Annotated in this window: 21 protein-coding genes; 15 read left to right on the top strand and 6 right to left on the bottom strand. The window is 43.3% G+C overall.

Features of this window, described 5'->3' with window-relative positions:
• The first annotated feature begins 13 nt into the window (after positions 1–13).
• Positions 14–1,414, top strand: coding sequence for a glutamate--tRNA ligase (gene gltX / locus Bealeia2_RS07965; RefSeq protein ID WP_331256514.1), 1,401 nt, complete (start codon positions 14–16; stop codon positions 1,412–1,414).
• Here the strand turns inward: gltX and Bealeia2_RS07960 are convergent.
• Both Bealeia2_RS07960 and Bealeia2_RS07955 read right to left on the bottom strand, forming a co-directional pair.
• Complete coding sequence (locus Bealeia2_RS07960) at positions 1,411–1,860, bottom strand: DNA polymerase III subunit chi (RefSeq protein ID WP_331256513.1); 450 nt, start codon at positions 1,858–1,860, stop codon at positions 1,411–1,413. The genes gltX and Bealeia2_RS07960 overlap by 4 nt on opposite strands.
• A 33-nt stretch (positions 1,861–1,893) precedes the next feature.
• Positions 1,894–3,396 carry a leucyl aminopeptidase gene (locus Bealeia2_RS07955; RefSeq protein ID WP_331256512.1) on the bottom strand — a complete coding sequence of 501 codons (1,503 nt, stop codon included), beginning with the start codon at positions 3,394–3,396 and terminating at the stop codon, positions 1,894–1,896.
• A gap of 88 nt (positions 3,397–3,484) precedes the next feature.
• Here Bealeia2_RS07955 and Bealeia2_RS07950 point away from each other — a divergent pair, with 88 nt between their 5' ends.
• A complete protein-coding gene (locus Bealeia2_RS07950; protein ID WP_331256511.1) occupies positions 3,485–4,309 on the top strand; it encodes an EipB family protein in 825 nt (274 codons plus the stop codon).
• Between the two features lie 294 nt (positions 4,310–4,603).
• The gene (locus Bealeia2_RS07945) at positions 4,604–7,168 is read left to right on the top strand and encodes a hypothetical protein (protein ID WP_331256510.1); all 2,565 of its coding nucleotides are present in this window, start codon (positions 4,604–4,606) and stop codon (positions 7,166–7,168) included.
• Between the two features lie 90 nt (positions 7,169–7,258).
• On the opposite strand, the gene bcp is transcribed toward Bealeia2_RS07945, so the two are convergent.
• Positions 7,259–7,717 (bottom strand): thioredoxin-dependent thiol peroxidase, encoded by a 459-nt coding sequence (gene bcp / locus Bealeia2_RS07940; RefSeq protein ID WP_331256509.1) that lies wholly within the window; start codon positions 7,715–7,717, stop codon positions 7,259–7,261.
• A gap of 42 nt (positions 7,718–7,759) precedes the next feature.
• Between bcp and Bealeia2_RS07935 the strand changes: the two genes are divergently transcribed.
• Positions 7,760–10,987, top strand: coding sequence for a YhdP family protein (locus Bealeia2_RS07935; protein WP_331256508.1), 3,228 nt, complete (start codon positions 7,760–7,762; stop codon positions 10,985–10,987).
• A gap of 87 nt (positions 10,988–11,074) precedes the next feature.
• Here the strand turns inward: Bealeia2_RS07935 and Bealeia2_RS07930 are convergent, their stop codons facing one another.
• Complete coding sequence (locus Bealeia2_RS07930; protein ID WP_331256507.1) at positions 11,075–12,088, bottom strand: polyprenyl synthetase family protein; 1,014 nt, start codon at positions 12,086–12,088, stop codon at positions 11,075–11,077.
• Between the two features lie 92 nt (positions 12,089–12,180).
• Here Bealeia2_RS07930 and Bealeia2_RS07925 point away from each other — a divergent pair, with 92 nt between their 5' ends.
• The 3 genes from Bealeia2_RS07925 to Bealeia2_RS07915 all read left to right on the top strand — a co-directional run bounded on the left by Bealeia2_RS07925 (position 12,181) and on the right by Bealeia2_RS07915 (position 15,116).
• The gene (locus Bealeia2_RS07925; RefSeq protein ID WP_331256506.1) at positions 12,181–13,362 is read left to right on the top strand and encodes a UbiH/UbiF/VisC/COQ6 family ubiquinone biosynthesis hydroxylase; all 1,182 of its coding nucleotides are present in this window, start codon (positions 12,181–12,183) and stop codon (positions 13,360–13,362) included.
• A gap of 143 nt (positions 13,363–13,505) precedes the next feature.
• Entirely contained in the window at positions 13,506–13,910 is a 405-nt protein-coding gene (locus Bealeia2_RS07920; RefSeq protein WP_331256505.1) for a hypothetical protein, read from the top strand.
• A gap of 210 nt (positions 13,911–14,120) precedes the next feature.
• Complete coding sequence (locus Bealeia2_RS07915; protein WP_422388047.1) at positions 14,121–15,116, top strand: integrase core domain-containing protein; 996 nt, start codon at positions 14,121–14,123, stop codon at positions 15,114–15,116.
• A 459-nt stretch (positions 15,117–15,575) separates the two neighbouring features.
• Here Bealeia2_RS07915 and Bealeia2_RS07910 read toward each other — a convergent pair whose 3' ends face one another.
• Together Bealeia2_RS07910 and Bealeia2_RS10595 are read right to left on the bottom strand one after the other, a co-directional pair.
• A complete protein-coding gene (locus Bealeia2_RS07910; RefSeq protein WP_331256503.1) occupies positions 15,576–16,034 on the bottom strand; it encodes a transposase in 459 nt (152 codons plus the stop codon).
• Positions 16,015–16,572 (bottom strand): transposase, encoded by a 558-nt coding sequence (locus Bealeia2_RS10595; protein WP_414437858.1) that lies wholly within the window; start codon positions 16,570–16,572, stop codon positions 16,015–16,017. The genes Bealeia2_RS07910 and Bealeia2_RS10595 overlap by 20 nt, the downstream gene beginning before the upstream one ends.
• A gap of 377 nt (positions 16,573–16,949) precedes the next feature.
• On the opposite strand from Bealeia2_RS10595, the gene mraZ reads away from it, so the two are divergent.
• From mraZ to murD, 8 genes are read left to right on the top strand one after another with little or no spacing between them, the layout of a single operon-like run.
• Positions 16,950–17,420, top strand: a complete 471-nt coding sequence (gene mraZ, locus Bealeia2_RS07900) for a division/cell wall cluster transcriptional repressor MraZ (protein WP_331256501.1) — start codon at positions 16,950–16,952, stop codon at positions 17,418–17,420.
• Between the two features lie 5 nt (positions 17,421–17,425).
• Positions 17,426–18,364, top strand: a complete 939-nt coding sequence (rsmH, locus tag Bealeia2_RS07895; protein ID WP_331256500.1) for a 16S rRNA (cytosine(1402)-N(4))-methyltransferase RsmH — start codon at positions 17,426–17,428, stop codon at positions 18,362–18,364.
• On the top strand, positions 18,355–18,714 hold the full coding sequence (ftsL, locus tag Bealeia2_RS07890) for a cell division protein FtsL (protein WP_331256499.1): 360 nt from the start codon (positions 18,355–18,357) through the stop codon (positions 18,712–18,714). Before rsmH ends, ftsL begins: the two co-directional genes overlap by 10 nt.
• Positions 18,711–20,435, top strand: coding sequence for a peptidoglycan D,D-transpeptidase FtsI family protein (locus tag Bealeia2_RS07885; RefSeq protein ID WP_331256498.1), 1,725 nt, complete (start codon positions 18,711–18,713; stop codon positions 20,433–20,435). The genes ftsL and Bealeia2_RS07885 overlap by 4 nt, the downstream gene beginning before the upstream one ends.
• A gap of 2 nt (positions 20,436–20,437) precedes the next feature.
• Positions 20,438–21,946: a UDP-N-acetylmuramoyl-L-alanyl-D-glutamate--2,6-diaminopimelate ligase gene (locus Bealeia2_RS07880; protein WP_331256497.1), complete on the top strand. Its 1,509-nt coding sequence runs from the start codon at positions 20,438–20,440 to the stop codon at positions 21,944–21,946.
• Positions 21,943–23,361, top strand: coding sequence for a UDP-N-acetylmuramoylalanyl-D-glutamyl-2,6-diaminopimelate--D-alanyl-D-alanine ligase (locus tag Bealeia2_RS07875; protein ID WP_331256496.1), 1,419 nt, complete (start codon positions 21,943–21,945; stop codon positions 23,359–23,361). The genes Bealeia2_RS07880 and Bealeia2_RS07875 overlap by 4 nt, the downstream gene beginning before the upstream one ends.
• 6 nt (positions 23,362–23,367) lie before the next feature.
• A complete protein-coding gene (gene mraY / locus Bealeia2_RS07870) occupies positions 23,368–24,459 on the top strand; it encodes a phospho-N-acetylmuramoyl-pentapeptide-transferase (protein ID WP_331256495.1) in 1,092 nt (363 codons plus the stop codon).
• Positions 24,460–24,464: 5 nt separating this feature from the next.
• On the top strand, positions 24,465–25,868 hold the full coding sequence (murD, locus tag Bealeia2_RS07865; protein WP_331256494.1) for a UDP-N-acetylmuramoyl-L-alanine--D-glutamate ligase: 1,404 nt from the start codon (positions 24,465–24,467) through the stop codon (positions 25,866–25,868).
• Positions 25,869–25,874 lie beyond the last annotated feature (6 nt).

Here is a 25,874-nt window from a genome sequence, read left to right as displayed (position 1 = left end):
GAGTGAAGATCATATGACGGTTATGGCCCGTTTTGCCCCATCGCCCACAGGTTTTTTGCATATTGGAAGTGCCAGAACGGCCCTTTTCAATTGGCTTTTTGCGCGTCATCATGGGGGGAAATATTATCTTCGGATTGAAGACACCGATCGCGTACGCTCAACACAAGAGGCTATTGATGCCATCATCGAAGGGCTTGAGTGGTTTGGTCTCAATTGGGATGGATCCACCGTATTTCAATTCGAGCGTGCCGCACGTCATGCCGAGGTTGCTCATGCACTTTTGCAAAAAGGAATGGCTTATTATTGCTATTGCTCGCCCGAAGAACTTGAGATGATGAAAGAGGAAGCGAGGGCAAATGGACTTTCTCCTCGCTATAATGGGATGTGGCGTAATCGGGACGCCCATGAAGCCCCTCAGGGCGTTAAGCCCGTTATTCGTTTTAAGGCTCCCCAAGAAGGAGAGACAATTATTCAGGATCTCGTTCAGGGAGAGGTCAAAATTGCCAATGCTCAACTGGATGATATGGTGATATTGCGGGCCGATGGCACGCCCACTTATATGCTATCCGTTGTGGTCGATGATTATGATATGGGAATTACCCATATTATTCGCGGTGATGATCATCTGACCAATGCGTTTCGTCAATACCATCTTTATAAAGCCATGGGGTGGCATGTGCCAGCATTTGCACATATTCCCCTGATTCATGGTGTGGATGGCGCCAAACTTTCCAAACGCCACGGAGCCTTGGGAATTGAGGCTTATCGTGATATGGGAATTCTGCCAGAAACGCTCCGCAATTATCTTTTGCGCTTGGGGTGGAGTCATGGAGATGAGGAAATTATTCCAACCGATAAAGCCATCAAATGGTTCAATTTAGAGCATGTCGGAAAATCTCCTTCCCGATTTGATATGGCAAAACTTTTGAATCTGAATGGGCACTATATTCGAGAGGCGGACGATAAACGCCTTGTGGATCTTATTTTACCCCTCATGCACCCCCGTTTGGGTCGAGATGTTGACACCTTGGGGCAAGAGCGTCTTTTAAAAGGCATGAAAGGATTAAAGCAACGGGCCAAAACCACATTGGAACTTGCCGAAAATGGACTATTTTATACTCGTCATTTTCCGCTCCCAAGAGATGAAAAAGCGCAATCATTATTAACGGAAAATGCCCTTAAATATATTGGTGAAGTTAGCCGCGCTTTAAGTGCTTATGAGGGGTTGTGGACGGAAGACTCTCTTCATGAATTCATTAAAACCTGCGCAGATACATGGGGAATTAAATTAGGCGAAGTCGCTCAGCCTTTGCGCGCGGCTTTAACCGGACAAGGCATTTCACCCAGCATTTTTGAGATTATGGAAGTTCTGGGACGTGAGGAAACTTTATTGCGTTTAAGGTTGGGCTCTTAAGCCGCTTTTTCCCATTTTCCATCAGTAGTCTGAGCCCAATAGGTAATGCTGAGGCCTTTGTCTTTCAGGTCTTTCCAGCTTGCACGGGCGTCTTTTAAGGCAGTGTCATTATTTCCATCAAAAAGAATGAGGCACCGCTCATAAGGGGTGAGGTCGGGCAGTTTTTGATTTTCAACCATCACTAGAAACGTAGCTCCATTAGGGTTTTCAGATTCTGTTGTAAGCCACACTGGCTGGTCTTCGGCGTTGCCTTCTTTTTCTGTGCCATGGGGAATAAAACTTCCCCGTCCAAAAGTCCAAAGACTGGTGTTTAAAGATTCCATTCTCTGAGGTGTTGTACCATAGACAATAGCGCGCTTTTGAGCGTCTAAGATTTTTTCCAAAAGACGAGGAAGGGCTTGCTCGAGAGAGGAGCGGGTGAGATGATAAAAACTAACTTCTGTCATAAAAATTAAAGGGGGCGCTGGGCCCCCCTCCTGTTACTTTTCTTCGTGGTTTTGACGAACCCATTCATTCAAAAGTCGTACCCCAAATGCGGTGGCGCCTTTTGCGTTCAAAGCATTATCTTTGGGCGCCCAGGCTGTGCCCGCTATATCCAAATGGGCCCATGGGGTTTTGTTTTGAATATAGCGCTCAATGAATTTAGCAGCAGAAACGCTTCCCGCTTCTCGACCCGCACCAACGTTTTTCATGTCCGCAATATCGCTTTCGATATCTTTGTAATAGGAATCATCGGTAGGCATGTGCCACAAAAGCTCACCCACATCATCGCCGGCCGCTTTTAAAGTTTTGACCATCTCATCATTATTAGAGAAAAGTCCCGCACGGGAATGGCCTAAGGAGATAATAATAGCTCCTGTCAAAGTGGCCAAATCCACGATGGCTTTAGGTTTGAATTGCTCTTGCGCATACCAAATCACATCGGCCAAAACAAGGCGACCTTCTGCATCTGTATTGATAACTTCAATGGTTTGCCCTGAATAAGACTTTACAACATCGCCGGGGCGTTGAGCGGTCCCTGAGGGCATGTTTTCAACAATCCCCATGACTCCAACGGCATTCACTTTGGCTTTACGTCCTGCCAAGGCTTTGAGTGTGCCCATAACAGCTGCAGCACCGGCCATATCCCATTTCATGTCTTCCATACCGCCTGCAGGTTTAATGGAAATTCCACCGCTATCAAAAGTCACGCCTTTGCCGATAAAGGCTACGGGCGCCTCTCCTTTTTTGCCGCCATTCCATTTTAAAACAACGGTACGTGGTTCATTGGCACTTCCTTGAGCAACGCCTAAAAGTGCTCCAAAACCTAATTTCTCCATATCTTTTTGGTTTAAGATTTCAACTTCAACGCCATCTTTTTCAAGGGTTTTGGCAATTTCCGCCAAAGATTTGGGATAAATTACATTAGCTGGTTCAGAAACGACCTCTTTGACGAGATTAACCGCGTCCAAGATTTTCTCAAGTGTGGAAAACTGTTTTTGAGTATCTTTTTCATCAGAAGTGGAAACGGTCAACTTTTTCAAGTGTGCTAATTCATCTTCCGTTTTTTTCGTAAAGTATTTCAAGAATTGCCAAGATCTAAGGCTTGCCCCAAATGCAATGTGAGCGGCAAGTTCTGTGTCTTTAAGTCCAGAGATTCCATCAAATTCGACAACGGCTTCAGAATCAATTGTGCACGAAAGCGCAGCCACAATGGCGCCCCCCAATTCTTCAGCTTTTTTCGCAGTGAAGTCTTCTTTTTTGCCAAGACCGATTAAAACGATCCGAGAAAAATGAAAATTCTCAGGCGCCGTAATGATGGCAGAGCTTCCTGTTTTTCCTTTAAATTTTGTATGGGTTAAAGCTTTGCCAATATGACCACCGGATTTTTTATCCCAATTTTCAAATGCAGGCGTGAACTTAAGATCTTCAAAAGCCCCAAGAACGAGGGCGCCTTTAAGAGGAACTTGAGAGGGTTGTGAAAAAGACACACGAAATGACACAGCTTTTCCTTTCAGTTATTTTCTTGCTTTCATTTCTCTATTAATATGTCTCATTGTGAGAAGAGTCAATCACAGACATGGGAAAAGAATGTCCTTGCTTTTTAAAACAATCGAAAAATCAGTATGTTCAATTGTGATTGCACTGTGCGTCTTTTGTGCGGGGGATTTAAAATCCGCAGAACTCAAGTCACACAAGGCCCATTACACTGTAAACCTTGCGGATTCGGCCATGCCGTCTCAGGATGTTTCAGATGTTGAAGGTGAGATGTCGTTAGAACTTCGTCAAGATTGCGAAGGCTGGACCCTTGAGCAACTCTCGGACACCATTATTTATGACAATGAGGGCGGTGCTGAAAATATTCGTTGGGGTTATACCATTTGGGAATCCAATGATGGAAATACTTTGCGCTTTAATTCCTTTCGAAAAGTGGATGGAGAGCTTGTCGAAAACATCAGAGGGTCTGCTAAGCGGAAAGTTGATGGAACTGGTGAGATTTCTTATGTTCAGCCCGAAGTTATGAAACTTCCGATTGAAAAAGATGTTCTTTTTCCCGTTCAATATCAATTATCGCTCTTAAAAGCTGCAGAAGCTGGTGAGCGCCTTTATGTGGCGAAAGTTTTTGATGGAAGTACCACAGAAGGGGCTTTTGAAATGAATACATTCATTGGAGGCATGCACAAAGCGGAGCAAACCTTGGGCGGAAAAGATCCCATTCAAGCCCATATTCCCTATTGGCCCCTTAAGATCGCTGTATACGGCAAAAACCCAGAGGCCTTTGGTCCCGATTATGAAACCCGTCAAGAAGTTTTCTCCAATGGTGTTCTTAAAGGGTACACCATCGATTATGCACCCGATTTTAAGATTAAAGGAACGCTCGAGCGTCTCGAATTCTTGGCAAAACAAGAGTGTTGAACTAAAATCGTGCACTATCAAAAGGCGCTCATGTCCTATGTATGAAAAAAATTATATTTCAACGAAAAATATGTGAATTTATTTAAGGGTTTATCATGTTGCTAAGAAATGAATTCCGAACAATTTCTCTCAATCTAAAAATTTCCAGAACTTTCAGAAAATTTTGAGGTTAATGACGTCGTTGTTTTTTTCACATCCTCATTTTTGATTGATTTAAGGCTACATAAATATTGCAAATAGTAGTCATATTCATTATAAAATATATTTATATCAATTTCTCTGGAGTGTTGTGTTTTGCGTTTTATATTTCGTTTTTCTTTTGTTGTGAGTGTGTTATTTTCATCCCAAGGCTTTGCTGTTGGAGATGGTCATTTTTACAAAGGTGCGGATGAGATTGTTGCCAAAAGCAAATTACCGCTTTTTTACCAACCCAGCCAAAGATTTTCTTTAATTCAAATATTGAGCAATGCTAGATTTTTTGGAAATCTTGGAATTTGGAAACCTCAAATTCCTGTTCACGTGCAAGCGCTTGACCCCAAAGGGGCTCCACAAACTTATACAGATGCGTTATTTCAGCTCTTCTTCCCCTCTCCCGATGGTGTGAATTTAACGGCCAATCAAGCCAGTTCCGATCCCATAGGACAACTCACGCTTCATGATGTGGTTATGCTTATCAAACTGAGCTCCACCAACCAATTGACAGAAAAAGATCTTTTAAATGTGTTTCCAAAGTCCAAGTTTGATGAGGAAATTCGCAAAGATTATCCGCAATTTCTCCGTTATGAATTTATGCGTCAAATCTTTCAAGAGATTGATCTGACGGGGGATTCTATATATGAAACTTTGGGTATTGACCCACAAGACCCACAAAAATATTCAAAAATCTTTGATAAGGTCCTTCCTCAATACAAAAAATTGGGACTGATCAAAGACAATGAAATTGAAAACTATGCCAAAGCTAATCGTATTTCTCAGTTGGTTTTCATTCAAAAGCCTAGCAACAAGCAAAAATTAGAATTAGACGAATTGCAAACTCAATTTCCACAATTTTTTGTCTTCGAATCAAAGCGCTCTGATTTTTTGACTTTTCGATTTGTGGACACCTTTTTAAAAGCCAGCCAAGAGGTTGGTTATCTTTTTGAAAAGCCTATTGAAAAGGCACTTTTGGGTTATATGTGGCTGAAGTTTAAAACCCCTGAAGAACAGAGTGAATTCTATCATTTAATGGGGGTTGATGGACTTGCGAAGATTTTCAAGCAAGATGGCTACAATTTCAAAGATTACCAAAGTCTCAAAACTCAATCTGTGGACACGCTGAATCGGGAAGAAATCGCACTCATCAAATACGGATATGATCTTTTTGAAAACCCATTTCCACCCACGATTCCCTATGGAAATGCCACAATTCATGTCAACAAGAAGAATGTGACGTTTTCTGACAGTGTTGAGGCTAGTATTTTATCTTTAGTGCTTTATAAAGCGCGTCAATTGAAAGAGGGTTCTTATCAAATTGATCCGAACGTTTTTTCAGAAAAGTCACTTTTAAATGGCTTTTTTAGACGTTACACAACCCTCGATCAGCTTTTCTCAATTGACGCTCATAATGATTTTGCACAAATTTTGGCAGAATTAAAAAATGTGAAATATTTAAAGCCTTCAGGAAATGCACCCAAAACTTATGAAGTGAAGCCCGGACTTATAAATAGTTTTCATGTTTTAGGAGAACTTATACCTGAACTTTCTGTATTATCCTCTTTGAGCGAAAAAAGTTCATTTAAGTCCATTTCCAATGGAATGGAAATCTTGTGTTCTTATATGTTTCCTAGGGACGAAAAATGGACTTGGTCAGGGTTTGAGGAAGATTCAAACCTTTTGGAAAAGGGCGATATTTTTGAATCCATATTTTTTCTAAAAGAGACAGGCTCAGTTTTAAAATGGGAGCATGATCCTCAACACGCTTCCATGGAATGCTTAGCTCCTCAAGCAAAGCGTTTTGACAAAACAGCATGTGAATGTCTTATGAAGGATCCGCTCAAACATAGTTTTGTAGATCTTATGGATTTGGTAGAATCAGGCGATCTGAGCAAAGGCCTTTCCGAAATTTTTCTATCGACGGACTACCGCTCGGCCCTCGTCAAAACTCATGGCGCCCATTATATTTTTTCACTCAATTTAGAAGCCTTAAAGCCTCTTGGTTTTTCTTTGGTCCGCGCCCTTGCTGAAGCAGATGAAGATTCTATGAATGTAGGCATAGCCTGGCAATTTTGTAGTTGGATTACGACAAAAACACTTTCTGAGATTAATGTAAAAAGGATTCTTCTAGAGAACCCTTCACTGTTAGGGTTGCAAATCCTTACAGATTTTGAAAAACATACATTTGAATTTGTGGCCAATACGCTGCTTTCTCAAGGTCATGAAGATTGGTTAATTGAGGTGGCTCCTGAATGTAAGAACCTTGCTATTAATGGAAATCAAACAGAAATTCTAAAATCTCTCTTACCACGCTTTTCATCGCTATTATCGATTGGGTTGTATAGTGAAGATTTAAATATATTAAAAGCTTGTTTTGAAGAGGGCAATTTTAAAACGAATAATCTCATCGTAGTGCTGACTGTAAAATCATTTGACCCTTCGCATTCCTGGTTTCAGGCCTGGCTTCAGGAGCAAAAAAAGAAAGTTCAGATTTTCCCTCTTTCTTTAGTGAGCTCAAATTCGGAAGATTGTGAAAATCAACTGATACAGCTTTTTAAAAAGCCTTCTCAATTGGAAATTGACCCCGTTTATTTAAAGGGCGATGAATTGATACTTTTCAACAAAGCCTTGAGTTCACACAATTCCAAAGAGGAAGAAATTGAGTAAAATTGAGGAAGCCAATTGTCTTTTTTGGGACGATTGGTCGCACGGTTACACCGACAGTGTGGAGCGAAAGAAATTTTTTAATGGAATGGATCAACCTTTGATGCTTTTCAAAACTTCGTCAACGTGTCCTTTTACTTTGACAGAACGCCATATTTTTTGGAGGAAACCGTTTTCATCAATGAGAAAAGTCGCGCGCTCAATTCCAAAGTATTTTTTCCCGTACATGGATTTTTCGACCCAGACACCATAAGCTTCACAAGTCGCCCCTTCAGGATCGGACGCTAAGATAAAATTCAGGTTTTCTTTCTCTCTAAATTTGCTATGGCTTTTGAGGCTATCTTTAGAAATTCCAATAATAACCGTATGGTTGTCCTCAAGTTGGGAGTAATGATCTCGGAAATCACAGGCTTCTTGAGTACATCCCGGGGTCATATCTTTTGGATAAAAGTAGACAACAACTCTTTTTCCTTTTAGGTTGGATAATGTAATTGTGCCTTGGGTATCTGTGTCCAAGATAAAATCTGGTGCAGGATTGCCAATCTCAAGCATAGGGTATCCTCATGAAAAAAATTAGGAGAGAAAGAGTTTTACGTGACTTCTGAATATGGTCAATCCCCTGAATCTTCTTTTATTAAACCCGGCGACCGTTTCCGTCGGATAATTGAAATTGTGGGCGAGGTTTTTATCTCCATTGCAGGCATTGCATTAGTGGGTTTGGCTTGTGTTATGATTCGTCTCACGAGCGGACCTGTAGATTTAAACTTCCTCAATTCTGACGTTGAATCTGCTTTAAACTCCTCAGCGATTGGTGTGCGCGCAACCATTGAAGGGACGCAACTTGCGTGGCGCGAATGGAATCACCCCCTTGAAATTCAAGTGAAAGGACTTCATCTTTTCTCAGCCCAAAATGAGGAAATTCTGGATGTTCCCGAAGTGGGTGTCTCTTTAAGTTTCTCTAAACTTCTTGAGGGAAAAGTTGCGCTTAAAAAAATCAGGATTTATTCACCCCGTATTATTTTAAGACGGGATGAGGCAGGTAAATTCGGATTTCAACTTTCAACAGATGATCACACCTCAAATATGGAAGTGGAAGATTTCCTGGGATTTTTAATGATTGATCCCGAAAATGAATCAATGGGGCAACTCAATACGCTTCGAAAAATATCTATTTTGGGAGCACGTCTCGACATCGTCGATACGGGAGGACACAACAATTTTACGTTTCCCCAAGTCGATTTAATTTTGAATCGACGACACACCGGATTTGATGCGAATTTTAAAATTTACTCCAATGCCGAATCGGGAAAAATTGATCTTTTAATCTCCCATGAAAAAGGGAAAGATCGGGCTGACGCTCATGTCGTTTTCTCAAAAGCTGCTTTAGGCAGCATGTTTTTGGACACCTCTCCTATTGAAACCGCATTTGATAATATCATTTCTCATTTGTCTAAAATTGATATTCCTCTTTCGGGCGAGGCCCATCTTGCGATTAATCCTCTAACTTATGAGATCATTGAGGGGAACACTGACATTACCCTTCACCATGGACAACTCAGCGCCATCCTTGAGGGAGACCTTTCTTTGGGCATGAAGTCTGGGCAGGTTGCGCTTGAGATGACGCCGCACAGTATTATTCTTAAAAATTTAGGGATTTATTCTGGTGAAATGCTTCTCAATGTTCAGGGGCAATTGAACTCACCCCAGGGCGTTTTGAGACTGGATCAACTCACCCCCCCTGAAACGACGCTGTCTTTAAATGCAACGCTCAAAGATCTGCCCCTTGCAGATTTATCACTTTACTGGCCCTCTTTTGCAGCCCCTGCGGCACGCGAATGGATCGTTGAGCATATGGCTCAAGAAGGAACTCTCCATGAAGGTAATTTTGAGCTCTCAGGAACTTTTCATGGGGCGGGATATGAGAGTCAAAAGCTGCAGGGAAAACTTGATGTTAAGGATGGCGCGATCGTTTACCTTGAAGGATTGCCTCCAGCACAGGGTGTGGAGGGAAGTGCCACATTTAATTCTGATGGTTTTGATATTGCCATTTACAAAGGACATGTGGGCGAGGCTCAAGTCAGTGAGGCATCTGTTAAAATCAGGGGACTCTCCAATGACCAAGAAGCCATCGATATTAATGTTGGCATCGATGCTAGACTTCCCGAAGTTTTAAAAATCATTGATCATGATCCCCTGCATTATGCCGAAAAAGCCAATCTCGACCCCAAGCGCACAAAAGGCCAAGTTAAAGGAAGGCTTCATTTGGATTTCCCGCTTTTGGCAAATCTTAAATTTGATGATGTCAAAATGGATCTTAAAGGCACCATTGAAGAAGGATCTCTTCAGACAGAAGTAGGGAAAAACAAATTCCCCATTGATCTTCAAATGGGGAAATTTGAGGTGGCTGCCACAGAAAAAAACCTCACAATCACAGGCCCAGGCGAGGTGAATTCTGTTCCTGCAAAAGTGACGTGGCAAGAGAATTTTGAGGACGGACCTAATATTCCTTGGCGGACTCAAATGCAAATTTATTTGGAGGCCACAGTCCTCGATCTCAAAAGATTTGATTATGATTACACTGCGTTTTTGACAGGATCTACACCATTTGAATTGATTTATACAAAATCTCAAAATGCTGGATCCACCCTTGCGTTTGATTTTAATTTGACGCCCTCTCAAATTAAAATTCCTCATATTGGTTGGAACAAAAAACCAGGAGATTCCACACGTCTTCAATTTACGGTCGCCATTGAAGAGGGGGACCTCAAGCATCTCCAGAACATTCAATTAACCTCAGGTTATATTACTGCATCAGGTTCTGCGAAGTTTGATCACAAAGGGGAGTGGCAAGATTTGCGATTGCATCCTCTTAAATTCCCTAAAACCGATGCGACATTGACCGTCAGTCGTCCGCAAAGTGGGGGATATGCACTCAAAGCCAGCGGAAAAGAAATTAATGCCGAGCCTTTCATGACGTATTTGGAAGAATCGGAAAAGAAAGAGCGCCTTGAGGTCACCCCGCTCATCATTGATGCGCGCCTGGATGCCATTCATATGGGCGAGAATAAAACGTTTAAAAAAGTCACAGCCCATTTGGATCTTCTCCTTGAGAAAAAGGATACGGTTTGGAATGCCGTGGAACTGACTGCTGAAGCTGGAAAAGGAACTATCGACAAAGGTCAAATGAAAGATGTGGAAGGCGGAATTTGGATGCAAATCACGCGCCCTCACAATGGATCCCAAAATTTAATTGTGCGAGCCAATGATGCTGGACAATTTTTTAATAACTTAAATATTTTTGAAGATATGTTGGGTGGCGAACTCACCATTAAAGCTTCGCGCAAAGTTGGGAATCCCTTTGAAGGACTCTTCAAAGTCCAAAATTTTGAAGTCAGAAAAATCCCCCTTTTGGCTCGATTTGCAGCAGTTGCCTCTCCCATTGGATTTGCCAATTTGTTCTCCGATGGTGTGGTTTCTTTGAATCGATTTGATACCAATTTTATTTACGGGGATGACATCATAAAAGTCACAAAAGGTGTTGGAAAAAGCTTGTCCTTGGGATTTTCCGTAGAAGGCCAAATAGATCGTTTAAAAGGCGAATTTAATCTTAAGGGCGCCATTGCGCCTCTTTATGTGATTAACTCTGTTTTGGGTCATATTCCCTTAATTGGATCCTTGATTAATGGCAAAGATGGTGAAGGATTGTTTGCGGCAAGCTATACGGTTACGGGAACCACAGATGAGCCCCAAGTCAATATCAACCCCTTAAGCGCTCTGGTCCCTGTATTTATTCGAAATCTATTCAATGACATTGTTGAGTAATTTTGTTTATGGAATGACGGGAAGGGAGTCTTTAAATGAAAATTCCAAATCGAAGTGTCTAAAAATTCCAAATCGAAGTGTCTGCTTTTAATGATTCCGGACTAGTACAAAATCAAGGGTCTCGAGAAGAGTGGATTTGAGGGAAGTTTCTTCAAAAATCTTAAGACATTCTCTTGCATTATTGAGATAACTTTGTGCTTTTGCTGAGACGGCTTGAAGGGCGCCTTTATCATGAATGAGCTTAATCATACGCGTTAAATCTTGGGGTTCTTGGGTTAAATCTACAAAGCATTTTTTAATGAAGGCTTTTTCAATTTCAGTGGCCGCATGATAGGTGATGAGAATGGGAAGGGTGACTTTTCCTTCTGCAAAATCATCGCCAACGTGTTTGCCTAAAGATTCCCCTGTAGCACAATAGTCAAGGGCATCATCAGTTAATTGAAAAGCCATCCCAAGATTAAATCCGAATTTTCTTAAGGCCTCACATTTTTCCGAAGAGGCGTCTGCCACAAGTGCTCCTACATGGGTGGCCGCTTCAAAAAGGCATGCTGTTTTGGCACCAATCACGGCGAGGTAATTCTCTTCCCTGAGATTAAGATTTCGGGCAGACGCCAATTGCATAACCTCGCCTTCGGCAATGGTTGCTGAGGCTTGGGAAAGCACTTTCAAAACGTCTAAAGATCCATCTTCCACCATAAGTTGAAATGCGCGGGAAAAAAGAAAATCCCCTACAAGAACACTGGCCGTATTATTCCAAATAGTGTTGGCGGTGGCAGCTCCGCGACGGAGTGCACTTTCGTCTACCACATCGTCATGCAGAAGGGTTGCGGTGTGAATAAATTCAACGGCAGATGCCAGTCCCACATGACGATGTCCTTTATATCCACATAATTCTGCAGAGGCTAAAGTCAAAAGGGGACGCAGTCGTTTTCCGCCTTGTTTGATGAGATATCCCGCAATGTCTTGAATGAGGGGGACCGAACATTCCAAGCTTTTGAGGATCTTCTCGTTGACCTGATCCATGCGGCCTTCAAATAAAGTTTGAAGCGAAACTAAAGATGGCGCCTTGATTTTTTCGGATGCATAAGCCAATTTTGACACGTTCGACCTCTAAATACCTTGAACAACACCCCAAAAGAGCGCTACTTTTTCGCAAGTTACACAACCTTCACGAAAGACGCTAGGGATTTCCCATGGGTAGACAAAAAAATAAATTGTTGGATGTAATTATTTGCGGTGGTGGTTTTACGGGCAGTCTTATGGCCAAAGCGCTTTCAGATCAAGGATTGGAAGTGGCTATTTTTGACAAGAGGGATTTTAGAACTCCTCTCACACAAGATGGGAGGACGTTTGCCATAACGCTTGGGAGTCAGATTTATTTGGAGACCTTGGGGATTTGGGAGAAGTTAAAATCGGATCCCACTCCGATTTCACACATTCTCATCACGGATCATAAATCCGATCATCGTCTTCATTATGACGCAAAAGCCCTGGGCCTTGGTCCCATGGGTTATATGGTCACTGCGGAAGATTTAGATCAGGCTTTAAAAGCATCACTTTCCAATTCCAAAAACATTCAATTTGTGGAGTCGGATGAGGTCGTAGAAATGAAATCTAATATTTCGCAAATTCAAATGACCTTAAAATCCGGACGTATTTTAAAAGCCACTTTAGTGATTGCAGCGGATGGAAAAAATTCGAAGCTAAGGGATTTGGCGGGACTTGCCTCCAAAACCATTCCCTATCATCAACACGCCATTGTGGGTGTGGTTTCCCATGAAAAGCCCCATCATCACATTGCTTTTGAACATTTTACACCTTTTGGACCTTTGGCGTTTCTGCCCTTAGCGGGAAATACGTCAGCCTTTGTGTGGAGCCTTGAGACGGAAAAATCTGAAGTGATGATGACATTAAAAGATGTCGAATTTTGCCAAGAGCTTGAGTCCACATTCGGAGAAACCTTGGGGAGGTTTCAATTTCAGGGCCTCCGGCAATCTTATCCTCTATCTTTAACCACGTGCCGAGCTATTGCGAGTGATCGTTTGGTTTTAATTGGGGATGCAGCGCATGCGATGCATCCTGTGGCGGGACAGGGCCTTAACCTCGGGATTCGAGACGTCGAAAGTTTTAGCACAGCTTTAAGGGAGGCGCAAAAATTGGGCCTTGATTTTGGAAGCCCCACACTTTTGGAGAACTATGTTAAATCTCGAAAATGGGATCAGACGAGTCTTCTATCCTCAACACATGGACTTATTCGGTTGTTTGGAAATTCCTCACGGTTTTTGCGATTCATGCGAGGCTCCGGTTTGAGCCTTGTAAATAGCATCAAACCACTCAAACTCTTTTTTATGAAGCGCGCCATGGGTGTTGAGTGATATAATTAACACTCCTTTAAGAGGGCTCTCTCAATTCACTTCTTAGGTCAGGCCTCACTTCTATATGAGCTCGTATATTATGAAAATAGAAGTTTGAGCAAAGTATTGACTATGATATGCTTGCTAGCGGGGAGCTTTGAAAAGTGAACTTAAAAAAACAAAAACAAACAGGAGAGAAACCCAATGAGATTGAGATCTATATATCTATATTATTTGCATCAGCAATATCCCTTTTAATGCCAGGAGTTGTTGATGCCCAGTCCAAACCACAGCAACTTGTCTGCGATAAAGGGGAGGTCTACGTACAAATTTATATATTGGACCAGGCATATGATTACTGTATTACTCCATGTGATGAAGATGCCTTTGTTTTGCCAAAGGATAAATCTAAAATCATTCTTGCATGCCCTCTAGGTGAGCAAGAGTGCACACTGCCCCCTCGCAACGGACAGTCTATCCACATTTGCGCTCCAACGATTGCTTGTAAAGGGAAACTAGCGTGCATAATAAAATCTGGAGAAAAGTATGTCGGCAAAGAAGCAAAGTAGGGAAGAGAGCACTTTTCTGAGTCACGCTGCCTTTTCTGGAGTGTCGTGACTCACTGTCCGAGTTCAGATAGAAGTGAGACAGGATTGGGAGGGATGGAGATGAGCTGAGCGCGCCCTCAAATTGCGCTGTAGCAAAGCTCATCTCCATTGCCACACCCAAACCAGGTCTCAAGAATAGGAAATGTAAAAAACCTATTGATAGAGGACATGATGAGGATCCACGGATTATATAAAAATATGCATAGGCTTTATGCATATGCGCGTACACAAGACTGTTTGGACGTCTATCGCAAACGGTATGAAGACGGCGTGAGGCGCTGGGAAAAGTTGAAAGCTGAAAACGTTTCCGATGCGATATGCCAAGAAATTTGCGATATATCTCGCGCAACTTATTATCGCCACAAAAATATTCTGCGTGATATTGAAAATGGGATGGCTCCACCTTCAAAAAAGCCACGAAATCTCAACAAACGGCGCTGGGGAGAGGCAGAAGTTCAGCTTGTTTTGAGAGTGCGCCGCGAAAATCCCACCTATGGCAAAGAGAAAATCGCCATCATTCTCAAGCGAGACCATGGGCAAATCCTGAGCGAAAGCACCGTCGGCCGTATCCTGACCTCCCTCAAAAACAAGGGGCTTGTGCAAAAATCACCCTCCGCCCTGAGAACAAAAAGAAAAAGACAATTTAAAAGCCATGCAAAACCTTGGACTTTCAAGGATTATAAAACGATGACGCTTGGTGAACGGGTGCAGATTGACCACATGACAGTCACCAAAAATGGTATCTGTTTCAAGCACTTACAGACTTGGGAAAGAGGCTCGAAATTTATCTATGCGAGTGTGTATGCCCATGCCAAGCGCTTCTTGCTTGAGTTTGTAAAGCAGGCGCCCTTTAAAATTCACTCCCTACACGTCGACGGTGGCTCTGAATTTATGGCAGAATTTGAGGAAGCCTGTGCAGAACTTGGAATTCCGCTGATTGTTCTGTCCCCCAAAAAGCCCACTTACAACGGCGGCGTTGAGCGAGGAAATCGCATATTCCGGGAGGAATTTTACAACCAAAACAACCTCCTGGCTGATTCCATAGCTTCTATGCGCTTTGAGCTCTCTCAAGCTGTCTCAAAGTATAATTCTTATCGGCCTCATCGCGCCTTGAAAGGCCTCACTCCTTTGCACTATATTCACTCTCATATTCTCGAGGCCTCTTGAGTCTCATTTGTACTGAACTCTTACAAAGTTTTTCAAAAGTATGATATGCTTTTCAACGGTGAAACTTGAATAAACCATATAAAACAAAAATATTGCAATAGGGAGATTAAAAATGAATAAATTCAAATTGGTAGCAATGGGCGTTTTCCTAATTTATACGCGCATAAAACCATGGGGCTTGTCCCATGGATGAAGCGCCCCTCATATAATTAGTGATATGAGGCAAGCGCAGCTTGAACTTGGCCTTTAGGCCAACGAGATACCACGGGGCTTGCCCCGTGGAGGTTCACACTGCAGCAGGCTCGCTAAATGCTAGCAATGAAAAGACTGAATATAAAAACTATAGTGAAAATAATGGTTGCAAGCCTCAACAACAGGATTTGAATACCCATCATTCCCACGGTAACCATTCCCATGGCTTTGTTCGGGAGGGTAGGTTCAGGTGTAGTATAGACAGAATTATCCTATTTTAACAGTGACGGGTCTGCCAAAGGAGTTCCAAAGGTTGAGGACGTTGGCGATAATGACGGCTTCCGCCTTTTGGGATTCCAGCTTAATCGTTTTGAAGCTATTGCCCAGGCAGCGGATTATCCGAGAGAAATGGGCTTCGACTCTTTCCCGAAGTCCATAGCTAAACTTTTGGTGAAACGCATAGATGGATCCTTTCCTTTGAATATAAAAGACCAGAAAATTATGCCAGTTCGTCTCCGGCTTTCCATGAACAATTGCCGTCTTGGGTGGCGGAATCACAGGAATAATTCCCTCATCAATAAGGGCTTGAGCTCTTTCATGATCGCAGTAGGCCTTATCAGCAAAGATCTGGTCCAAGATTTGACGAATCTCATTGGGAATCAGGGCATCCATCTGCCCAATGTCGGAGTCTGTGCCTTCTGTCACCTCAGCAACATGCGTGTCCATGTCGAGATCGCATCTTGCGGATCGGTCTTTTTTGAGAGCGGCTCCCATACTTCTTCTCATACCAGTCATGAGCTTTGGGAAATCTCATGTCCGTACTATCCATAATGAGGGCTATGTTTTCACCTTTGGCCAAACGTCGGGCCACATTGTCACAAAAACGTTGGACCTCTATAGGGAGAGACGCAAACGCGTCACTCAAGGTCCCGAAACTCGGAACGGGGATATCCAAATGCAGTTGCTCCCAGAGATCCTCAAGAAAACCCGTCACTTGCCGGATCCCTAAGTTTCCGAACAACCTATAATACGTATACGCCAACTGAATATAGGCAGGTTTATAGACACTTGATCGCCCAGAGGCACCCTCAACATAAGATTCAGAATTGAAAAGGACTTCCTTGAGATGGCCATTGGGTAAATAAGCTCTCAGTTTGCCACGTTTCTTCAGACTTTGGTTGTACTCTCGCCAGTTCGTCACCCTGTATTGTGACTTTGGCCGCTTTCGCTTTTCTCCAGATTTCAAATGTGGATTGTAAGGCATTTTCTCTCACTCTGACTGTCAAATTTGCCTAATTCAACAAGCTCCCGCAGAAATTTTCAACCCCCTTTTTACACCCTCCCGAACAAAGCCGTCATTTCAGGGGGAGGGGATGTGTTCTTGATTTTTCCCCTGTGAAAAAAGGAACATTTTTTCACAGTAGATTTTCGAAATAGATCAAAAACACAAGTCGTTGATTGATTTTGCGAAACGTCCGCACCTGTGCGCCTCTGTGGATAAGTCTGTGGGGTTTTCCCATAAAATCCCATTGACTCCCATCTTGCCCCATGATATCCCATAATAGGAGGAGAAAGACTCCTTTCCGCCTTTGGGCGGTATGACTACGGGCGCAGCATTTCAGAGGAAGAAAGATAAAGGGCATGACACTCTTCCTGTCTACCTATGTGAATAAGATTGATAAAAAGGGTCGGATTTCTGTTCCGGCATCTTTTCGTCAGGCCCTTGCTCAACAACCTTTTCAAGGCATTGTGGTTTTTCGGTCGTATAAGTTTCCGGCTATTGAAGGAATGGGAATTGAGCGTATGCAGCGCCTTAGTGCCAGCGTGGACGAGTTAGATTTGTTCTCGGATATGCAAGATGACTTAACGGCCACTATTTTCGCCGATTCACAGCTGCTCCCCTTCGACGGCGAAGGTCGCGTGATTTTGCCTGAGCCCTTGCTTGTTCATGCTGGAATTCAAACGGAAGCGGCCTTTGTGGGTCGCGGCGCCACCTTTCAAATTTGGAATCCACAAGCGTTTGAAGAGCAGCAGAAGAGCGCCCGCCTTCGTGTTCAAGACAAACAAGCCACTGTCAAGCTGCGCTCTGCCTTGTCTGGCGAGGGAGCGTGAAATCTATGTCCGTGCACGTTCCTGTTATGCGAGATGAAGTTTTAAAGGTGCTTAAGCCCTCACCCCACAAAATTTACATTGATGCGACTTTTGGGGCCGGGGGCTACTCCCGAGCCATTTTAGAATTTGCTGAAGATGTGCATGTTGTGGCCTTGGATCGTGATCCTGATGCAATTGAAAGAGGGGCACATTTAAAGGAAAAATATCCCCGCCATTTTTCCCTTTATAAGACCTGTTTTGGAGATATGAAATCTGCTGTGCCCAAAAATGCTTATGATGGAATCGTTTTTGATTTAGGTGTCTCATCACCCCAGTTTGATGAAATTTCGAGGGGATTTTCTTTTCGCGGTGAGGGGCCTTTGGATATGCGCATGAGCCAAAGCGGACCAACGGCTTCAGATTTGGTGAATACAAAATCTGAAGAAGAGCTTGCCGATATTATTTATCGTTATGGTGATGAGCGAAAATCTCGCCGCATTGCCAAAGCCATTGTGGAGGCGCGTCGGGAAATTCCTTTTTCCACAACGCAAGAATTGGCGGATTTGGTGCGTCGTGTTGTACCCTCAAAGCCAGGTGATATTGATGCGGCCACGCGCACGTTTCAAGCCTTGCGGATCGCCGTTAATGACGAACTTGGGGAGCTTGAGCGCGGTCTTGAAGCTAGTGAAGAGCTTCTCTCCGATGGAGGTCGATTGGTTGTTGTGAGTTTTCATTCTTTGGAAGACCGCATCGTCAAAGAGTTTTTTAAATCCCGTGCAGGACGGATGGGGCAGGGGTCCCGTCATGTGCCTTTGGCAGAGATCCCACAAAAACCAACTTTTAAACTGGCGGAGACCAAAGTGATTGCTGCCTCCCGAGAAGAAACTGAAAACAATCCTCGCGCACGCTCGGCCAAGCTGCGGTGGGGAATTCGCACACGAGAAGAGGAAATGCCATGTCAATGATTAGTCGTTCATCTGCGTTTTTTTTGATGCTTGCCTCTCTTGTCGGGTTTGCTCTTTTTCAGGTAAAATACGAAGTTCAATCTTTGGAAGAGGGAATATCGAAAACGTTGCATTTGATGGCAGAGGAAAAAGAAGCACTTCATATTTTAAAGGCCGAGTGGGCGTATTTGAATGAGCCACGGAGACTGCAGGCTTTGGCTGAGAAATTTTTAGATATTGAGCCCGTTAAAGCCCAGCAAATGGCAACCATTTTGACGGCATTTGAACCGACTTCTGAAGGACCGCTTCCTCAAGGAGATAGGGATCCAGAAGTGCAGGCAATTTTGGCATCGATGAGGATGGGTGAATGACCCAAAAGAAGACTTACTTTACCGATCTTCAAGATCAAAAATGGAGTCGCCAGGAGACGGTCCATCATCATATGGACATGACAAAAACGCGCCTTGTGATGTTGGGGGTTGTTTTTATTTTGGCCTTTGTTGTCATTAGCTTTCGACTCTTTGATCTTTGTATATTGCGTCACTCTGGCGCTTCGTCTTTGGCCTCTGAATCCAATTCTCGCAGCAAAGTTTTGGTGCGTGGTGATATTGTGGACCGCAATGGTGAGGTTTTGGTCACAAGTCTTCGGACCTACTCTCTTTACGCCAATGCTAAAGTTGTTTTAGACCCTCAAGAGGCGGCCGCTAAACTCTTAACTGTTTTGCCAGAGCTCAATTACAAAGATGTACTCACCCGTCTTCAATCGGACAAAGGATTCGTGTGGATCGCGCGCCATTTGACGCCTACAAAACAAGCGGAAGTTTTAAGGCTTGGAATCCCTGGAATTTACTTTCAAAAAGATGAGCGTCGTGTTTATCCTCACGGTGCCTTGGCCGCCCATGTGATGGGATTTACCGATATTGACAACCGTGGAATTTCGGGCATTGAAAAGCAATATAATGAGCTTTTGATTTCCGGTGAAGAAAAACTTCAGTTGAGTTTGGATCTGCGCGTTCAGCATATTTTGCGGGATGAATTAATGGCGGGCATTGCCAAGTTTAAAGCTGTTGGAGCCAGTGGAATTGTCATGAACGTTAAAACTGGGGAGATCTTGGCGATGGTTTCTTTGCCAGATTTTGATCCTAACCAAGTCAAGAAAATTGGCGCAAATGAAGATGTCCTTTTTAATCGCAATACGCTCGGCATTTATGAAATGGGCTCGAGTTTTAAGATTATCAATACGGCAATGTTATTGGAAAGTGGACTTGGTAATCTTTATTCTCAATATGATGTGACGGGGCCTTATCGATTGGGTCGTTTTAAAATTACAGACACTCACCCCCATGTGGGAGCTTACAAAGTGGCCGATATTTTTATTCATTCCTCCAATATTGGATCTATTAAGATGGCGCTGCAAGTAGGGCAGGAACGACAAAAAAACTTTTTTAAGAGTTTGGGTTTTTTCCAACCCTCTCCATTGGAGCTTCCAGAAGTCGGATCTCCCATGTATCCTAAAAATTGGTCTGAGGCGACTTTAATTACGGCGTCTTATGGTTATGGCGTTGCGGTCAGTCCTTTACAGTTGATTACAGCTGTTGCGGGTATTATCAATAATGGAATGATGAAAAAGCCCACTCTTTTAAAAGTTAATGATGCGACAACTCATGAAAGTGTGCGTGTGGTTTCTTCGGAAACCTCGGATGCCATGAAAAAATTATTATATATGCAAGTCTCCATTGGAACGGGAGGAAAAGCCAAAGTGGCAGGTTTTGAGGTGGGCGGAAAGACGGGGACGGCGAACACACTTGAGGGTCGATCTTACAAACAAAAGAGCAATCGGGCTACTTTCTTGTCGGCGTTTCCCATGAGTGACCCTCAATATGCCCTCATTATTATTTTGGAAAAACCACAGGCAGTTGAGGGTACCTATGGATTTAATATGGCCGGATGGAACGCGGCCCCTGTAACTGCGAATGTGATTAGAAGGATGGCTGCGGTTTTGAAGGTGATGCCAACTTCAAGAATTGAATTTGAAAAGTTACCCAATGCATCGATGTTAATTGATGCCAGCTATATGCCTCAAGGACAATGAGGATGGGGATTTCCTTAAAATCGTGTCTCATTGATGGACTGATTTATGGAGTTTCAGAGGATCTGCCTGATCTTGAGATCCAAGGATTAACCCCTGATTCCAGGCGAGTCCAAGATGGGTTTCTTTTTGCAGCCATTTTGGGGGCTCATACCCACGGGGGAAAATTTATTAAGGATGCCGTGGGGAGTGGCGCTAAAGTCATTCTGGCGGATATGCAAGTGGCTGTTGAGATGGCCGATATATTTGCCAATGACCCCCGAAATATTGTGTTTCTCAAATCTCCCAATGTTAGGAAAGCCCTTTCTGTTTTGGCCGGAAAATTCTATCCAAAAACGCCTCAATTTATAGCGGCAGTCACAGGTACCAATGGTAAAAGCTCTGTTGTCACTTTTGCGCGTCAGCTTTGGGGGGGGGTGGGGCAAAAGGCCGCAAGCTTTGGAACCTTGGGGCTTCAAGTAGAAGGGATTTCAAAAGAGAAGTTGCCAACGCTTGAGGCGCTCACAACCCCGAATGTTGTTGAATTGCGGGAAACTCTGGAAATTCTTGAATTTCAAGGTGTGGAGCACTGTGCTTTTGAAGCCTCAAGCCATGGACTGGATCAATATCGACTGGATGACGTGAATTTAACCGTAGGTGTTTTTACAAATTTTACTCGAGATCATTTGGATTATCACAAAAGCATGCAGTCTTATTTTGCGGCCAAGATGCGTCTTTTTAATGAGCTTTTGTCATCTGATGGTTTGGCGATTTTATGTGCTGACGATCCCAAATTTGAGGACGTAAAGGCGATTTGTGAATCCCGAAATCACTCTGTTTGGAGTTATGGAAAGCAAGCACGCGAATTCAAATTGCTAAGCGTAAAACCCGATCATAAAGGTCAACATTTAAAATGCGAGATTTTTGGAAAAACCCACGAATTTTATCTTCCCTTTGCAGGAAGCTTTCAAGCACTTAATATTTTGGCATCCATCGGCGTTGTTTTGAAAAGTGGTGTTGCGAATTTGGAACATATTTTGGAATGTACCCAAAAATTAGAGGGAGTTCCTGGGCGTATGGAATGTGCGGGATTAAGCCCTCAAAAAAGCGCTTATGTTGATTATGCGCATACGCCAGATGCTCTTGAAAATGCATTGAAGGCCTTGCGGCCGCATGCTGAAAATCGATTGATTTTGGTGTTTGGATGTGGGGGCGATCGTGATGTTACAAAACGGCCCTTGATGGGGCAAATTGCAAGACGCTATGCTGATAAAATTATTGTGACAGATGATAACCCCAGATCCGAAAATCCAATGAAAATTCGACAAGCAATTCTCAAAACTTGTCCTGAGGCCATTGAAATTGGAGATCGAGAAGAAGCTATTTACACAGGGATTCAAGAATTAAAGTCAGGGGACATTCTTTTAGTTGCAGGAAAAGGCCATGAGGCGTATCAAATCATAGGTAATGATATTCGCGATTTTGATGATGTGAAAATGGTTCAAAAATATTGGTGTGAAGGAGGGTGCAAATGACAATGTGGACTTCTGATGAAATTACGAAAGCAACTTCTGGAAAATGTGCACAGCCCTTTAATAAAGTGAACGGAATTTCCATTGATACCCGGACCCTTGAAAAAGCTGATCTTTTCGTGGCCCTTTATGGTGACAATGGGGATGGACATATTTATGTAAAAGAGGCCCTTGAAAAAGGGGCTTCTGGCGCGTTGGTTTCAAAAATTCCTGAAGGATTAGCTGAATCTGATTCTCTTATAATTGTGACTGATACATTGACGGCGCTTCAAGATATGGGTGTTTTTTCACGTGAAAGAGCACAAAACGCCAAACGTATTGGGGTGACAGGAAGTGTTGGAAAAACGGGCACAAAGGAGATGCTCAAGTGTGCTCTTTCTGATCAAGGTCGGACCACGGCCAGTCTTTCCAGTTATAATAATCATTGGGGTGTGCCTTTAAGTTTGGCCCGTATGCCTGAAAATACCCAGTTTGGCGTATTTGAAATTGGTATGAATCATCCCGGTGAGATTCGACCTCTTACCAAAATGGTTGCCCCGCATGTGGCGATTATCACAACAGTTGCCGAATCTCATGCGGCCTTTTTTAAATCTTTGGAAGAGATTGCAGACGCCAAAGCAGAGATTTTTGAAGGACTCGTTCCCGGAGGAACTGCTGTTATTAATCGAGATCATCCTCTTTATGAGTATATGTACCAAAAAGCAAAACGCACGAGCGTTCAGAACATAGTTTCTTTTGGCGAGCATAAGGATGCAAATTGCCGTCTTTTGGCATGTGAACTTTTAGAATCCGAAAGTCATATTGATGCGTCTTTGAATGGCAAGATAGTTTCTTACGTTCTTCCCATTCCAGGAAAACATTGGGCCCTCAATAGCTTGTCCGTGCTTTTGGCTGTGGATCTTGTGGGCGGAGATATTATTCAGGCCTCACGCTCTCTTTTGAAAATGGTCCCTCCGAAAGGTCGGGGGACGCGTCATGAAATTGAATTTCTCCAAGGAAAATGTCTTTTAATTGACGAAAGTTATAATGCTAATCCGGCTTCTATGTGCGCGGCCATTGCGGTTTTGGGAGCAAGCCTTCCGCAAGGGCAAGGGCGGAGGATAGCAATAATTGGGGATATGCGAGAGCTTGGGGATATTGCCGATGATCGTCATGCGGATCTTTATGAGCCTTTGATGAAAGCCAAAATTGATCAAGTCTATTGCTGTGGGCCGCACATGAAAAAGCTTGCGGAAAAATTGCCTGCGCAAATGTTGGCGCTTCATCAAGATCTCTCTACACAATTAATCGAGCCACTTCTTAAAAATTTAAGAGACGGTGATATCGTTATGGTTAAGGGATCTTTGGGAACACGGATGGCCCCCATTGTTGAGGCACTTAAAAATCAAAATCACGCGAACCTGAAAGCGGTAGGATAAAACTTTATGCTTCATTATCTCTATACGCTTTATGGGCACGAAAATCATTTTTTTAATCTATTTCGCTATATCACATTTCGAAGCGGTGGGGCACTTCTTATGGCGCTTCTCATTAGTTTTCTCTATGGGCCACGATTTATTCGCTGGTTAAAATCCAAGCAGGGGGCAGGACAACCTATTCGCGAAGATGGACCTGAATCCCACCTTTTGACGAAAAAAGGTACCCCCACCATGGGTGGAGGGCTTATTCTTTTAGCCTTAAGTTTTAGTACACTTTTATGGGCGAACTTGAACGATATTTATGTTTGGGTTGTTTTATGGGTTACTCTCGGATTTGGAGCGATTGGGGCATATGACGATTATCTCAAACTCACCAAACGGAATTCTAAGGGGCTTTCAGGTAAAAAAAAGCTGATCCTGCAGTTTCTCATTGCAGGAAGTGCCGCTTATATTATCAATCTCCAGATGATCCCTGAACTTTCGGAAACATTGGCCGTTCCTTTTTTCAAGAGTCTTCTTTTGGATCTGGGGTTATTTTATGTGCCATTTGCTATTTTTGTCATGGTAGGGGCCTCTAATGCCGTCAATCTCACGGACGGATTAGATGGTCTTGCTATTGGCCCTGTGATGATTGCCTCAGGTTGTTTTGCCATTATTTCCTATCTTGTGGGTAACCAAGTTTTTGCCAACTATCTTCAGGTTCTTTATGTGCCAGGAACAGGAGAACTTGCAGTTTTCTGTGGTGCCTTGATTGGGGCAGGACTTGGGTTTCTCTGGTATAATGCGCCTCCCGCCATGGTCTTCATGGGGGATACGGGCTCTCTTTCCGTAGGTGGCGCTTTGGGGGCGATTAGTGTGGCCACAAAACACGAACTCGTTTTGTCCATCATCGGTGGGCTTTTTGTACTTGAGGCGGTTTCTGTAATTTTGCAGGTAGGCTATTTTAAAATGACGGGAGGGAAACGTATTTTCCTTATGTCACCCATTCATCACCATTTTGAAAAGAAAGGCTGGTCTGAGCCCACTATAGTCTTTCGTTTTTGGATTATTGCCATTATTTTGGCATTGATTGGTCTTTCCACCCTTAAGTTGCGTTAGAAATTATGATTGAACCACATATGTATGCCCAAAAGAATGTTGTTGTATTAGGATTGGGGCGCTCTGGAAAATCTGTAGCACAATCTCTTCAAAAAGCAGGCGCCTGCGTTTTGGCTTGGGATGATGTGGAAAATGCGAGAGAGTCTGCATTAGAATCTGGAATTCCTATTTGCGATCCTGAGGCTTTGGATTGGTCAAAAATTCATGCTCTGATTTTAAGTCCTGGGATTCCTCATTTGTATCCGGCACCCCATCCTCTTGTGGCTATCGCAAGAGGTCATGGAATTGCGCCCATCTCTGACATTGAACTTTTATTTCAAAGTGGCACTGGTGCTTTCTTCGTAGGTATTACGGGTACCAATGGGAAGTCAACAACAACGGCGCTTATTCATCATATTTTGAACTCAGCAAGTCGTCAGGCCGAAATTGGGGGAAATTTTGGAATTCCCGTTTTGGATTTAAAACCATTGGGATCTCAAGGCACTTACGTTCTTGAAATGTCGTCTTATCAATTAGAGATTTCACCATCTCAACATTTTGGGGTTTCAGTTTTTCTAAATTTAGCGCCGGATCATCTGGATCGTCATGGGGGCATTCGCGGATATCTTGAGGCGAAGAAAAAGATTTATGAGAACTCAACGCCAGAGGACGTTTTGGTTTTGGGTGTGGATGATCCTTATACGGACGAACTCTACTGTGATCTTTTGAAAGAAGGACGCGTGAAAGTCATACCCGTTTCCGTTCACAAATCGCTTTCATCGGGCGTTTATGTGGAGGATGGGTTTTTAATTGATAATTGCGAAGGGCTCAAAAAGTCGATTGTGAATCTCAAAGATCTCAAAACACTAAAAGGTGTCCATAACTGGCAGAATGCAGCATGTGCTTATGCGGCACTTAAATCCCAAGGGCTTTTGGTGGGGGAGATTATTTCAGGTCTTCAGTCCTTCCCAGGGCTTGCACACAGACAAGAGCGCATTGCGGAAGTGAATGGCGTAATCTTTGTTAATGACAGCAAAGCGACTAATGCGGAGGCGACTTCTAAAGCCCTTGATTGTTATCAGGATTTGGCAATTTATTGGCTTTTGGGGGGGCGCGCGAAAGAGGGCGGGATTGAATCCCTGGCGTCCTATTTTCCACAAATCGAACATGCCTTTTTGTTTGGGGAATCGTCCTCCTCATTTGCGCTGACTTTAGAAGGTCGTGTTTCTTTTACACAGTGTGGTGATCTTTCAACAGCTTTTGAGAAAGCCTCAAGGCAAGCAAAAGAAGATAAGAAAAAGGCATCCGTTGTGTTATTATCACCAGCATGTGCCAGCTTTGATCAATTCCGCGATTTTGAGGCGCGAGGAGAGGCTTTCCGTACTCTCGTCCAAAACTTAATCAAAGAAGAACATGTAAAGGTAGCTTAATCTTAA

The sequence above is a fragment of the Candidatus Bealeia paramacronuclearis genome (genome assembly GCF_035607555.1).
Taxonomy (GTDB): domain Bacteria; phylum Pseudomonadota; class Alphaproteobacteria; order UBA9655; family UBA9655; genus Bealeia; species Bealeia paramacronuclearis.
The sequence above is the reverse complement of the archived record's forward strand: the minus strand, read 5'-3'. Positions and strand labels throughout refer to the sequence as shown.

Excerpts from the sequence above, each read along its gene's own strand:
- gltX (WP_331256514.1), top strand. The coding sequence starts at position 14 with ATGACGGTTATGGCCCGTTTTGCCCCATCGCCCACAGGTTTTTTGCAT.
- Bealeia2_RS07960 (WP_331256513.1), bottom strand. The coding sequence starts at position 1,860 with ATGACAGAAGTTAGTTTTTATCATCTCACCCGCTCCTCTCTCGAGCAA.
- Bealeia2_RS07950 (WP_331256511.1), top strand. The coding sequence starts at position 3,485 with ATGTCCTTGCTTTTTAAAACAATCGAAAAATCAGTATGTTCAATTGTG.
- bcp (WP_331256509.1), bottom strand. The coding sequence starts at position 7,717 with ATGCTTGAGATTGGCAATCCTGCACCAGATTTTATCTTGGACACAGAT.
- Bealeia2_RS07925 (WP_331256506.1), top strand. The coding sequence starts at position 12,181 with ATGGGTAGACAAAAAAATAAATTGTTGGATGTAATTATTTGCGGTGGT.
- Bealeia2_RS07915 (WP_422388047.1), top strand. The coding sequence starts at position 14,121 with ATGAGGATCCACGGATTATATAAAAATATGCATAGGCTTTATGCATAT.
- Bealeia2_RS07910 (WP_331256503.1), bottom strand. The coding sequence starts at position 16,034 with ATGGACACGCATGTTGCTGAGGTGACAGAAGGCACAGACTCCGACATT.
- Bealeia2_RS10595 (WP_414437858.1), bottom strand. The coding sequence starts at position 16,572 with ATGCCTTACAATCCACATTTGAAATCTGGAGAAAAGCGAAAGCGGCCA.
- mraZ (WP_331256501.1), top strand. The coding sequence starts at position 16,950 with ATGACACTCTTCCTGTCTACCTATGTGAATAAGATTGATAAAAAGGGT.
- rsmH (WP_331256500.1), top strand. The coding sequence starts at position 17,426 with ATGTCCGTGCACGTTCCTGTTATGCGAGATGAAGTTTTAAAGGTGCTT.
- ftsL (WP_331256499.1), top strand. The coding sequence starts at position 18,355 with ATGTCAATGATTAGTCGTTCATCTGCGTTTTTTTTGATGCTTGCCTCT.
- Bealeia2_RS07885 (WP_331256498.1), top strand. The coding sequence starts at position 18,711 with ATGACCCAAAAGAAGACTTACTTTACCGATCTTCAAGATCAAAAATGG.
- Bealeia2_RS07880 (WP_331256497.1), top strand. The coding sequence starts at position 20,438 with ATGGGGATTTCCTTAAAATCGTGTCTCATTGATGGACTGATTTATGGA.
- Bealeia2_RS07875 (WP_331256496.1), top strand. The coding sequence starts at position 21,943 with ATGACAATGTGGACTTCTGATGAAATTACGAAAGCAACTTCTGGAAAA.
- mraY (WP_331256495.1), top strand. The coding sequence starts at position 23,368 with ATGCTTCATTATCTCTATACGCTTTATGGGCACGAAAATCATTTTTTT.
- murD (WP_331256494.1), top strand. The coding sequence starts at position 24,465 with ATGATTGAACCACATATGTATGCCCAAAAGAATGTTGTTGTATTAGGA.